This window comes from Janthinobacterium tructae, from assembly GCF_006517255.1.
In the GTDB taxonomy this organism is placed as follows: Bacteria; Pseudomonadota; Gammaproteobacteria; order Burkholderiales; family Burkholderiaceae_D; genus Janthinobacterium; species Janthinobacterium tructae.
In genome coordinates this window covers 5,042,995-5,055,421 of record NZ_CP041185.1, presented here as the reverse complement: position 1 = coordinate 5,055,421, position 12,427 = coordinate 5,042,995, and the positions used below count along the sequence as shown (strand labels likewise).

Sequence of the window (12,427 nt, the reverse complement as noted above, 5' to 3'; positions counted from 1 at the left end):
GCAATATAGCATAGCTGGCACTGCGCAGGTAAAACGGTGCATCAACCGCCGTGGCGCTTATGCGTCAGGAACAGCACGATGCACACGCCCAATGCGATCAGCAGCACTTGCGGGATGGTTTCGCGCAGGGTGGCGCGGCGCTGCATCTGCGGCATCAGATCGCTCAAGGCGATATAGATGAAGCCGGACGAGGCGAACACGAGCACGTAGGGAATCAGATTGCTGGCGCGGTCCAGGGTGAAATAGCCGAGCAAGCCGCCGGCCACCGCCATCAGGCTGCACAGCAGATTGAAGATATACGCGCGCAGACGCGAGAAGCCGGCATTGAGCAGCACGATAAAGTCGCCGATTTCCTGCGGGATTTCATGCGCGATGATGGCCAGTCCCGTCACCAGGCCCAGCTTCGGGTCGGCCAGGAAGGCGGCGGCGATCAGGATGCCATCGGTAAAATTGTGCATGCCGTCGCCGACCAGGATCATCCAGCCGGCCTTGCCCGCCTCGTGCTTGTCGTGGCCGTGCGCATGGTGGTGGCCATCGCCTTCGTGGTGGTGCGAATGGCGCAGGATGGCAAATTTTTCCAGCATGAAGAAGGCCAGCAAGCCCGCCAGCAGGGTGGCGAACAGGCTGCGCGGGTCCGCCTGCGATTCGAACGCCTCGGGCAAGGCGTGCAGCAATGACGTCGACAACATGATGCCGACGGACAAGCTGACCATGCGCTCGACCACCTTGGACAGGAATGCAAACGAAAAGATCGCCGCCGCGGTAATGCTCAACACGCCCGCGAGCGTGGTCGCGAGCAAAATGGATATAAGGACGGGATCGATGATTTTCTTACCTCAAAATGGCGCCGGGTCACTGGCGCCGCGATGCTGGCGTCTGGCCTGATGAATGCGTTGTTATCTATTGTTTAATTTTTTGCGCGTCTGGCGGCAGCGTGGCGCGATGAAGATGCAATTGTACTGCATTGGCGCGCAGCGGGCATTTTACAGCCCGGTGCGCCTTTCGCGTTAACTTCTGGGAAATGCGGTGTTTTTCTGCTGCAGATCACGCCACACCGTGGCTCTTGAACCAGGCTAAACAACGCGCATAGCCGTCTTTCGCATCGGCCGCCACGTAGCTGGGGCGGTAATCGGCGTTGAAGGCGTGGCCTGCATCGGGATAGACGACGAATTGCGACTTGTTGCCGCCCTTGGCCAGCGCGTCTTTCATCTTCGCGATCGATTCCTGGCTGATGCCCGTATCCTTGCCGCCATACAAGCCCAGCACGGGGACTTTCAAGGTCGGGGCGATATCGATGGGGTTGCTCGGCTGCAAAGGAGTCGCTTCGCCCACCAGGCGGCCATACCAGGCCACGCCCGCCTTGACGGCCGGATTGTGCGCCGCGTACAGCCACGTGATGCGCCCGCCCCAGCAAAAGCCCGTGATGCCCAGGCGGCTCGTGTCGCCGCCATTCTGCTTCGCCCATGCAACAACTGCATCGAGGTCCGCCATCACTTGCGCGTCCGACGTCTTGGCAATGATGCCTTTCATCAACTCCGGGATGCTGGCCACCTTGGTCGGATCGCCCTGGCGCACGAACAGATCGGGCGCCAGCGCCAGATACCCGTGTTTGGCGAAGCGGCGCGCCATGTCGGCGATATGTTCATGCACGCCAAAGATTTCCGAAATGACCAACACGACGGGCAAACCCGTCTTGCCTTCCGGCTGGGCCGCATACACGGGCACGGCCTGGCCATCGACCATCACCGACATGCTGCCCGTGACGAGCCCGGCGGAATCCGTCTTGATGACGTCTTGCGCCGCCACGGGCAGCACGGCCACGGCAAACCCCGCGCCCAGCGCTACCTTCAGGAAACCACGCCGGCCGTCCGGCCCGGACAGGCTGCTCTGGCCCAGCAAACTTTCACAATCGGTGATCATGTCGCTCATGCGTTTCCCCTGAAGATATTGCGTTTGGAAATGTCGGCTTACGCTGCGCTAAGCCGACCTACGGTCATTGCTGCCACTGCACAGTGTTAATGCGCTTCGTCCCAGTTCTTCCCTACTCCCACTTCCGCCGTCAGCGGCACTTTCAGCGCGGCCACGCCCGCCATCAGTTCCGGCAGCTTGCGCTTGACCAGTTCCAGTTCCGCATCCGGCACTTCCAGCACCAGTTCATCGTGCACCTGCATGATCATCTTCGTTTGCAAGCCGTCCGTTTCCAGCCAGCCTTGCACGGCGATCATGGCCAGCTTGATCAGGTCGGCCGCCGTGCCCTGCATCGGTGCGTTGATCGCCGCCCGTTCCGCGCCCTGGCGGCGCGGGCCATTTGGCGAATTAATTTCCGGCAACCACAAACGGCGGCCGAACACGGTTTCCACGTAGCCGCGCGCCTTGGCTTGCTGGCGCGTGTCTTCCATATACTGTTTCACGCCCGAGAAACGCGCGAAATAGCGGTCGATATAGCTTTGCGCAGCCGTGCGGTCCACACCCAGGTTACCGGCCAGGCCAAATGCGCTCATGCCGTAGATCAGCCCGAAGTTGATGACTTTTGCGTAGCGGCGCTGTTCGCTTTGCACTTCCGCGGCCGGCACGCCAAAGATTTCAGCGGCCGTGGCGCGGTGAATGTCGATGCCGTCGGCAAACGCGCGCAGCATGGCTTCATCGCCCGAGATATGCGCCATGATGCGCAATTCGATCTGCGAATAATCGGCCGAGACGATATGGCTGCCCGGCGGCGCGATGAACGCTTCGCGGATGCGCCGGCCTTCCGCGCTGCGGATGGGAATATTCTGCAAGTTCGGATCGTTCGACGCCAAGCGTCCCGTCACGGCCACGGCTTGCGCATAGTTCGTGTGCACCCGGCCCGTGGTGACGTTGATCATCTTCGGCAATTTGTCCGTGTAGGTCGACTTCAGCTTGGCCATGCCACGGTATTCGAGCAGCACTTTGGGCAGCGGATAATCCTCGGCCAGCTTTTGCAGCACTTCTTCATCCGTCGAAGGCGCGCCCGTCGGGGTTTTCTTGACCACCGGCAGCTTCAGCTTCTCGAAGAAAATTTCGCCGATCTGCTTGGGCGAACCCAGGTTAAACGGCTGCTCGGCCAGTTCATACGCCTTCTTTTCCAGCTCCAGAATTTTGACAGCCAGTTCGGCCGACTGGATGTTGAGCAATTCGTCGTCGATCAGCACGCCGTTGCGCTCGATCTTTTGCAAGACCACGGCCGTCGGCATTTCGATCTTTTCATAGATGAAGGTGAGTTTTTCATCGTTCGCCACATTGCCCCACATGGCATTGTGCAAACGCAAGGTCACGTCGGCATCCTCGGCCGCGTATTTCGCCGCCTGCTCTACCTCGACTTGATTGAACGTGATCTGCTTGGCGCCCTTGCCGCACACATCCTCGAACGGAATCGTCGTGTAGTTCAGGTGACGCAGGGCCAGGCTGTCCATGTCGTGCTTCTTGTGCGATTCGAACACATACGATTCGAGCAAGGTATCGTGGGCGATGCCGCGCAACGTCACGCCATGGTTGGCGAAGATATGGCTGTCATATTTCAGGTTCTGGCCCAGCTTGGGCTTGTTGGCATCTTCCAGCCACGGGCGCAGTTTCGCCAGTACGTGTTCGCGCGTCAACTGATCCGGCGCGCCCGCGTAATCGTGCGCCAGCGGGATGTAGCAGGCGGCGTGTTCGGCGACCGACAGGGAAATGCCGACCATTTGCGCCGTCATCGGTTCCAGCGAGGTGGTTTCCGTGTCCACGGCCGTCAGGGACGCCGCGTCGATCAGGGCGATCCATTTGTCCAGCTGCTCGTCCGTCAGTACGGTTTCATACACGGCTTCCACTGCTGGCGCGGCATCGGCGAACATGTCGCCGGTCGTGTTCGTCGTGGCTACCGGTGCGCCGACTGGCGACGTCAAAGGCGGCGCCGCGCCCAGTTCGCGCAGCAGCGCCTTGAAGCCGTAGCGGTTGAAGAAGGCCAGCAAGGCGTCCTTGTCTTCGTGTTTCGCCACCAGCGAGTCGGCGATCGTCGTCATGTGGCCGGACAGATCGCAATCGGTCTTGACGGTGATCAAGGCGCGCGCCTGCGGCAGCCAAGGCAGGGCCGTGCGCAGGTGTTCACCCACGGCGCCGCCCACCTTGGCCGCGTTTTCCATCACGCCTTCCAGACTGTCGTACAGGGTCAGCCATTTGACGGCCGTTTTCGGGCCGCATTTCGATACGCCCGGCACGTTGTCGACGGTATCGCCGATCAGCGACAGATAGTCGATGATACGGTTCGGCGGCACGCCGAACTTGGCCAGCACGGCTGCTTCGTCGAGCTTTTCATTGCTCATGGTATTGATCAGGGTCACCTGGCTGTTGACCAGCTGCGCCAGGTCCTTGTCGCCCGTGGAGACCACCACGTTCATGCCGGCGGCGGCCGCCTGCACGGCCAAAGTCCCAATCACGTCATCGGCTTCCACGCCGTCGACCATCAAGATGGGCCAGCCCATGGCGCGCACGGCTTCGTGGATCGGTTCGATCTGCAGGCGCAGGTCGTCCGGCATCGAGGCGCGCGTGGCCTTGTACTCGGGATACATATCGTCACGGAACGTCTTGCCCTTGGCATCGAACACGCAGGCGATGTAGGCGGCCGGGTAATCGGCGCGCAGGCGGCGCAGCATGTTGACCATGCCGTGCATGGCGCCCGTGGGATAACCGTCCGGGCTGCGCAGGTCGGGCAGCGCATGGAAGGCGCGATAAAGGTAACTGGAACCGTCGACTAACAGCAGGGTGTTTTGCATAATGCCAATAAAATAAGGTGAGCCGCGCCAGCCGGAAAGAAACAGCGGCGGCGGGTGGAATATCGCCCAATTATCGCAGAGTTTAGGGCCGCGCCACCGGGGACAGGGCCCGCGTTTTTTGCGCAATTTGCCATGACTGAACCCTCGCCTGGCCGCCCGGCGGATGAACAGGGCCTATTTCCGCGCATTTAATCAGCCGTATTAAGCAGCATTGCCTACCAGTTTGTTACAATGCCTTATAGATAAATTGACGGCAATACAGCACTGCACGCACTGCAGTCCCACACATGGAAGCGAACCCATCATGATGCGTACATCGACACTCTGGACATTCCTCGCCCTGCCCCTGCTGGCATGTTCGGCCATCGCCAGCGCCCAGACGCCGGCCAAACCGAGCGAAGCGCCGCCACAGCTCGAACGTATCGAGGAAATGGGCGAAGCGCCCATCACCGTGGCGCCGGCCGCCGCCAAGCAGCAGATTAGCGAAAAACGCGAAGCGGGTGTCACCAGCGAAGTGAAAGTCACCAGCGGCGGCAGCACCTATTACATGAAGCCGGCCGCCGGCGCCGACCAGGCCAATGGCAATGCCCTGCGCGGCCCGCAATGGAAAGTGCTGGAATTTGACCTGGGCAAGAAGAAACAGAAACAACGCGACGAAGAGGCCGCAGACGCGCCAGCACCACCCGCAGCAGCGAAGTAAGCAGCCACTCTCTTCTGCCCTGCCCCGGCCACCTGCGGGGCAGCCGGCTTTTTTTGACCTTTTAGACCATACCCCTCTTTCCCATGGCAGTTTTTACCGCGCTATACCTGGACGATATCGGCCAGTGGCTCACGCAGTTTCCACTCGGCAAACCTCTGGCGCTCAAGGGCATCGCGTCCGGCATCGAAAACAGCAATTTCTTCCTGAGCACGGAGCGCGGCGAGTATGTGCTGACGATCTTTGAAAACCTCAGCTTCGAGCAATTGCCGTTTTATCTGCAACTGATGCGTCATTTGGCGGACCGGGGCGTGCTGGTGCCCGCGCCGATCGCCAATGCCGATGGCGAACTGGTGACGGCCTTGCAAGGCAAGCCGGCGGCCATCGTCAGCAAACTCGACGGCAGCTCGCAGATGGCACCGCAAGCCGTGCATTGCGCGGCTGTCGGCGCCATGCTGGCGAAGATGCACCTGGCGGCGCAGGACTTCCCACTGCAGCAGCCGAATTTGCGGGGGCTGCAGTGGTGGAACGCCACCACACCGCTGGTCTTGCACCACCTCGACGATGCCAAGGCGCATTTGCTGCGTGCGGAAATCCATTTCCAGGACGCCTTTGCAGCTTGCGATACCTATAAAGCCATCCCGCGCGGCCCCGTGCATGCCGACTTGTTCCGCAACAACGTCATGTTTGACGGCGAGCAACTGACGGGCTTTTTCGACTTTTATTTTGCCGGCTGCGACACCTGGCTGTTCGACGTGGCAGTCACCGTCAACGACTGGTGCGTGGACCTGGCAACGGGCGTGCTCGACAAGGTGCGCGTGCGCGCCCTGCTGGACGCCTACCAGGCCGTGCGCCCGTTCACGCATGAAGAACAGACGGCATGGCAAGCAATGCTGCGCGCTGCCGCGCTGCGCTTCTGGCTGTCGCGCCTGTACGATTATTACCAGCCGCGCGAAGCGGAAATGCTGACCCCGCACGATCCCACGCATTTCGAACGCATTCTGCGCGAACGTATCGCCACACCTGCCCCGGAACTGTTTTAAACATGGAAAAATTACCTGCAAGTACAGGTTGGCAATGGGTGAAACAGGGATTCTCCCTGTTTCGCCAGCAACCTGGCGGCATGTCGATGCTGTTTCTCGGCTATATGTTCTGCATGCTGGCCGTCAGCATCGTGCCCCTGCTCGGCCAAATGCTGCCCGTCATCCTGGTCCCCGTGTTTTCCATCGCCTTCGTGCAAGGCTGCCTGAATATCGACCAGGGCAAGCGCGTCTTGCCCAGCCTGTTGATCTCGGGCTTCCGCAAGCCCGCGTTTCCTTCCCTGCTGGGCCTGGGCGTGCTGTACATCCTGATGGCCATCGTTGCCATCGGCGCCTCGACCCTGGTGGACGACGGCTTGCTGTGGCAACTGGTCACGGGGCAATTGACGGAAGAAGCGGCGCGCGCCGCCATCCCCGAATCGCGCATGGGCCTGGGCATCCTGCTGGCCATCGTGCTGTACGTGCCCGCCGCCATGGCCTTCTGCTTTGCCGCACCGCTGATTTACTGGAAACAAACCAGCCTGGGCAAGTCGCTGTTCTTCAGCTTTTTCGCCGTCTGGCGCTCGCTGTCGGCCTTCATCGTCTTCGCTTCCACCTGGTTCGCCATCAGCGTTGTCACCAGCCAGTTGCTGGCCGTCATCTTTGGCCGCACGCCGCTGATGATGCAGCTGATGATGCCCCTGTCGATGATATTGACCATCATCATGCATTGCTCGTTCTACGCCGCCTACCGCCAGATCTTCGGCGTGCCCGTCGATGAGAGCAAGACGGTGTCGCTGGACAAGGCCGGCGAGTGATCGTCGGCCAGATGTAAAAAGGGGCAGCCTACGCAGGCTGCCCCTTTTTTATTTTCCGAATACCTTGCAATGCCACACGTAGGTCGGATTAGCCGAAGGCGTAATCCGACACCATTGTTGGCCTCGCAGCGTCGGATTACGCAGCGTTCCGCCGCTAATCCGACCTACACGACCGGCAATGTTTCTTCCAGTAGGTCGGATTAGCGGGGCCGAAGGCCACGCGTAATCCGACAACATTGTTAGCGCCCGCGTTGGTGTCGGATTACCTTCACAGCCGTTCCAGCTTCGCAATCCCCAGGTCCAGCACCTTCATGCCATGCTGTCCGAAGTTGATTTGCGCGCGTGCATTGCCGCCGCCGCCTTCGATATTGACGATCACGCCTTCGCCGAACTTGGCGTGTGCCACCGATTCGCCGATGCGCCAGCCGCCCCCCGTGGCTTTTTGCGCGATCTTTTGCGCAATCGCATTGTCCGACCCCAGGCTGGCCACCTTGGGCGCTTCGTCCCAGGCCGACTTGCGGTTGCCGAACCAGTTCGCCTGCACCTTCGGCGACAGCCATTTCAGCGCTTCTTCCGGCAACTCGTCAAAGAAGCGCGACTTCATGTTGTAGCGCGTCTGGCCGTGCAGCATGCGCGTCTGCGCAAAGCTCATATATAAGCGTTTGCGCGCGCGCGTGATGGCCACGTACATCAGCCGGCGTTCCTCTTCCACTCCATTGTCTTCCTTCGAGCTGCTTTCGTGCGGAAACAGGCCCTCTTCCAGGCCGGTAATGAACACGTTGTCGAATTCCAGGCCCTTGGCAGAGTGCACCGTCATCATCTGCAGCGCATCCTGGCCCGCCTGCGCCTGGTTATCCCCGGCTTCCAGCGATGCATGCGACAGGAAGGCGGAGAGGGGCGACATGACGGCCGGCAACGGCGCGTCCGCGTCGAGTATCTCGATGCCATCCTGGTTGACGACGGGTGCGCCCGACTGCGCCTGGGCGGCTGGCCCCAGATGGGCCGGTGCCGCCTGGCCGAAACCTTCCTCGGAAACGAACTGGCTGGCCGCGCTGACCATCTGCTCCAAGTTTTCGATGCGGTCGGCGCCTTCTTTTTCATTCTGATAATGCTGCAGCAAGGTACTCGCTTCCAGCACCACTCTGACCATTTCCGGCAGCGACAGTTGCTGCGTTTCGAAACGCACGCCTTCGATCAGCTTGACGAAACCGGCCAGCACGCTGCCCGCCTTGCCCGCCACGTAAGGCACGGAGGCGTACAGCGAAATGCCGTATTGCTCGGACGCTGCCTGCAATTGCTCGATCGAGCGCATGCCGATACCGCGCGTGGGGAAATTGACCACGCGCAAGAAAGCGGAGTCATTGTGCGGATTGTCCATCAATTGCAAATAGGCAATCGCGTGCTTGACCTCGGCGCGCTGGAAGTAGCGCTGGCCGCCGTACACGTGGTAGGGAATGCTGGCTGAAAACAGCGCATGTTCGATCACGCGCGACTGCGCATTCGAGCGGTACAAGATGGCGATTTCGCTGCGCGAGGCGCCATCGGCGATCAGGCTTTTCGCCTCTTCGATGATCCACTGCGCTTCCTGCAAGTCGGAACTGGCCTCATACACGCGCACCTGCTCGCCATGGCCCGCGTCCGTGCGCAGATTCTTGCCCAGGCGCTTGCTATTGTTCGCGATCAACACGTTGGCGCTGTCGAGGATGTGGCCATGCGAGCGGTAGTTCTGCTCCAGCTTGATCAAGTTCTTCACCTGAAACTCGTGCTCGAAGGCGCTCATGTTGCCGACATTCGCGCCGCGAAACGCGTAGATGCTCTGGTCATCGTCGCCGACGGCAAACAGGGCGCCACCATCGCGGCTGCCGTGGCCAGCCAGCAATTTCAACCAGTTGTATTGCAGATTATTCGTATCCTGGAACTCGTCCACCAGGATGTGGCGGAAACGCGCCTGGTAATGTTCACGCAGGGGCTGGTTGCGGCTCAGCAATTCGTACGTGCGCAGCAGCAGTTCCGCAAAATCGACGACGCCTTCGCGCTGGCACTGGTCGTCATACAACTGGTACAGCTCGACCATCTTGCGCTCGTGCGCGTCGTACGCTTCCACGTCCGTGGCGCGCAAGCCCTGGTCCTTGGCATTGTTGATGAAATACATCACCGTCTTCGGCGGGAATTTTTCATCATCGATATTGTTTGCCTTCAACAAGCGCTTGATCACCGACAACTGATCCTGCGAGTCGAGGATCTGGAACGTCTGCGGCAAGGCGGCATCGCGGTAATGCGTGCGCAGCAAGCGGTTGCACAGGCCGTGGAAGGTGCCGATCCACATGCCGCGCGTGTTGATCGGCAACATGGCCGACAGGCGCGTGAGCATTTCCTTGGCGGCTTTATTCGTAAACGTCACGGCCAGGATGCCGGGCGGCGATACCTGCTGGGTCTGGATCAGCCACGCGATGCGGGTGGTCAGCACGCGGGTCTTGCCCGAACCGGCGCCAGCCAGGATCAGCGCATGCTGGGCCGGCAAGGTGACGGCAGCCAATTGTTCGGGATTGAGGTTGTGAAGAAGATTTTGCATGCCGTGATTATACCGGCATGGTTAAAAATACTGTGCATTTGTCCAGGGGTCGCGCCAGTTTTCCATGTGCGCGCTACAATCGGCGTCCCGACACAGCGGCCTGCATCCCATGACACCACCCACTCACCTCGACGGCGCCCGCGTACTGGCCTGGGCCTGGTCGGACTTGCCGTTCGGCCATATCACCGATGAGCATGGCGCCGCCCCCGTCGCCATCCACGGCCTGGCCGTGTGCCGCTACGCAGACGAGGCGCGTGTTTATCGCTTCAGCTGCGATGCGCACTGGAAAACGCTGCAGGATGCCGTGTAAGCCAGCATGGACGAGGCCAGGGAGCAGTTGCCGGCGCAATACCGCACCGTGGCCGCCGCCTGGCATCGATCCTAGCGCACCAGTTTTGCCTTGCCTTCGCTGAGCGCCTGGGCGATCACCTGGCGCGTGGTCTTGTCGGCCGCTTTCGATGCCTTTTCCTGCTGGCGGCCCAGCGCTTCCATTTGCTTGCCCAGGGTTTCCATCGGCTTGCCACGCTGATCCATCTGGCGCGACAGCGCGTCTGCCTTGGCCGCTTCGACCTCTTGCTTGGTGGCAATGCGGTCGTTGACCTCTTCCATGGCATCCTGCGCATCTTCCATCTGCTGCTGCAAACGCTCCACCTCGCGCCCTGCCGCACGGCGCGCTGTCTCCGTGGTCGCCTGCGCCTGGCGGCGCGCCGCCTCGCCCATCTTGCGGCCCAGTTCCTGCTGCTGGCGGCCCAGCGTTTGCAACTGTTCCGCATCGCGCGTGCCGCCGTTCGCCTGCGCTGCGCCATGGGCGCCCATCTTGCGGCCCATTTCGCCCATGACCTTGCCATGTTCGCTCATCTGCTTGCCCAGGCCGCTCATCTGAAAACCCAGATCTTGCGACGGCTTCCAGGCGTCGCGCACGCGGGCCAGCAGCGCGGCATCCTGCGTCACATAGCCCTTGCCCTGGTCACGGAACCACAGGAAATGCCCCTTGAGCGAACGCTGCAGCTGCTTGATCTGCTGGCCATCGACATCGGTGCCTGCCATCGTGACGCTATCCTCGCTGCTGTCGACGAGCGCATAGCCATCGCCGCTGCCCATGGAAATATTGATCTGCTTGCTCGGTGCGGCCGGTGCGACCGGCGGCGCGGGCGGTTCGGGCGGCTGCACGGCCAGCGCGCTGCCGCCAAGCAGGATACCGGCCAGGCTGAGGATCAAACGGTGGGAAGTGGACATGGCTGCCTCGTCGCTAAAGTTGTGGAGCGTTGACTGTAGCGGCAAGCGAACCTGGCCTCCAGCGCGCTGCGACAGGCGGCACAAAGGCTGGCCTGGACGGCAGGCTTGCGCGATGAATGGCAAATCACGAACGAAAAAAAACGGAGGCCGCAGCCTCCGCAAAAACGCCGTGGTACGGCGTATTTCAATTAATACAGCACGACGGAGCGGATCGATTCGCCGCTCTTCATCAAGTCGAAACCCTGGTTGATATCGTCCAGTTTCAAACGGTGCGTGATCAAATCATCGATATTGAGCTTGCCTTCCATATACCAATCGACGATCTTCGGCACGTCCGTGCGGCCGCGCGCGCCGCCGAAGGCGGAACCCTTCCATACGCGCCCCGTCACCAACTGGAATGGACGGGTGGAAATTTCCTGGCCGGCCGCCGCCACGCCGATGATGATGGACTGGCCCCAGCCCTTGTGGCAGCACTCGAGCGACTGGCGCATGGTGGTGGTGTTGCCGATGCATTCAAACGAATAGTCGGCGCCGCCGTCCGTCAGTTGCACGATGGTATCGACCACGTTGTCCACTTCGTTGGCGTTGACAAAATGCGTCATGCCGAACTTGCGCGCGATGGCCTGGCGCGCCGGGTTGATGTCGACGCCAATAATCTTGTCCGCGCCGACCATTTTCGCTGCCTGGATCACGTTCAGGCCGATGCCGCCCAGGCCGAACACGACCACATTCGCGCCCGCCTCGACCTTCGCCGTGAACAATACGGCGCCCACGCCCGTCGTCACACCGCAGCCGATGTAGCAAACCTTGTCGAATGGCGCGTCTTCGCGGATCTTGGCCAGGGCGATTTCCGGCACGACGATATAGTTCGAGAAGGTGGACGTGCCCATGTAGTGGAAGATGGGTTGACCGTCGATGGAAAAGCGCGAGGTCGCGTCCGGCATCAGGCCGCGGCCCTGCGTCGAGCGGATCGACTGGCACAGATTGGTTTTTTGCGACAGGCAGAATTTGCACTGGCGGCATTCCGGCGTGTACAGGGGAATGACGTGGTCATCCTTTTTCAGGCTTTTCACGCCAGGGCCCACATCGACGACGATGCCGGCGCCTTCATGGCCGAGGATGGACGGGAAGATGCCTTCCGGGTCGGCGCCCGAAAGGGTGTAGTAATCGGTGTGGCAAATGCCCGTGGCCTTGATTTCGACCAATACCTCGCCCTCGCGCGGGCCGGCCAGATCGACTTCCTCGATGGTCAAAGGCGCGCCCGCCTTCCATGCAATCGCTGCTTTGGTTTTCATGTGTGTCCTGTGGTGTGTGCTGTG

At 61.0% G+C, this 12,427-nt stretch carries 10 protein-coding genes; 4 read left to right on the top strand and 6 right to left on the bottom strand.

The genetic code is table 11. From position 1 onward, the window contains the following. Positions 1-41: 41 nt before the first annotated feature. From FJQ89_RS22215 to polA, 3 genes are all read right to left on the bottom strand, one after another. Positions 42-800, bottom strand: coding sequence for a ZIP family metal transporter (locus tag FJQ89_RS22215; protein ID WP_071079461.1), 759 nt, complete (start codon positions 798-800; stop codon positions 42-44). Positions 801-1,044: 244 nt separating this feature from the next. Beyond that, positions 1,045-1,929 carry a dienelactone hydrolase family protein gene (locus tag FJQ89_RS22210; protein ID WP_141171730.1) on the bottom strand — a complete coding sequence of 295 codons (885 nt, stop codon included), beginning with the start codon at positions 1,927-1,929 and terminating at the stop codon, positions 1,045-1,047. Between the two features lie 86 nt (positions 1,930-2,015). Beyond that, positions 2,016-4,766 carry a DNA polymerase I gene (gene polA, locus FJQ89_RS22205; RefSeq protein WP_141171729.1) on the bottom strand — a complete coding sequence of 917 codons (2,751 nt, stop codon included), beginning with the start codon at positions 4,764-4,766 and terminating at the stop codon, positions 2,016-2,018. Positions 4,767-5,070: 304 nt separating this feature from the next. Here polA and FJQ89_RS22200 point away from each other — a divergent pair, with 304 nt between their 5' ends. The 3 genes from FJQ89_RS22200 (at position 5,071) to FJQ89_RS22190 (ending at position 7,300) form a co-directional block, all read left to right on the top strand. Further along, complete coding sequence (locus FJQ89_RS22200; protein ID WP_141171728.1) at positions 5,071-5,466, top strand: hypothetical protein; 396 nt, start codon at positions 5,071-5,073, stop codon at positions 5,464-5,466. A gap of 83 nt (positions 5,467-5,549) precedes the next feature. Continuing rightward, on the top strand, positions 5,550-6,506 hold the full coding sequence (locus FJQ89_RS22195; RefSeq protein ID WP_141171727.1) for a homoserine kinase: 957 nt from the start codon (positions 5,550-5,552) through the stop codon (positions 6,504-6,506). 2 nt (positions 6,507-6,508) lie between these two features. Further along, a complete protein-coding gene (locus FJQ89_RS22190; RefSeq protein ID WP_141171726.1) occupies positions 6,509-7,300 on the top strand; it encodes a BPSS1780 family membrane protein in 792 nt (263 codons plus the stop codon). A 268-nt stretch (positions 7,301-7,568) separates the two neighbouring features. Here FJQ89_RS22190 and FJQ89_RS22185 read toward each other — a convergent pair whose 3' ends face one another. Continuing rightward, positions 7,569-9,872 carry a UvrD-helicase domain-containing protein gene (locus FJQ89_RS22185; protein ID WP_071079467.1) on the bottom strand — a complete coding sequence of 768 codons (2,304 nt, stop codon included), beginning with the start codon at positions 9,870-9,872 and terminating at the stop codon, positions 7,569-7,571. A gap of 109 nt (positions 9,873-9,981) precedes the next feature. Here FJQ89_RS22185 and FJQ89_RS22180 point away from each other — a divergent pair, with 109 nt between their 5' ends. After that, on the top strand, positions 9,982-10,182 hold the full coding sequence (locus tag FJQ89_RS22180) for a hypothetical protein (RefSeq protein ID WP_141171725.1): 201 nt from the start codon (positions 9,982-9,984) through the stop codon (positions 10,180-10,182). A 71-nt stretch (positions 10,183-10,253) separates the two neighbouring features. On the opposite strand, the gene FJQ89_RS22175 is transcribed toward FJQ89_RS22180, so the two are convergent. Continuing rightward, positions 10,254-11,108 carry a hypothetical protein gene (locus FJQ89_RS22175; protein WP_141171724.1) on the bottom strand — a complete coding sequence of 285 codons (855 nt, stop codon included), beginning with the start codon at positions 11,106-11,108 and terminating at the stop codon, positions 10,254-10,256. A gap of 188 nt (positions 11,109-11,296) precedes the next feature. Continuing rightward, complete coding sequence (locus FJQ89_RS22170; RefSeq protein WP_141171723.1) at positions 11,297-12,403, bottom strand: S-(hydroxymethyl)glutathione dehydrogenase/class III alcohol dehydrogenase; 1,107 nt, start codon at positions 12,401-12,403, stop codon at positions 11,297-11,299. Positions 12,404-12,427 lie beyond the last annotated feature (24 nt).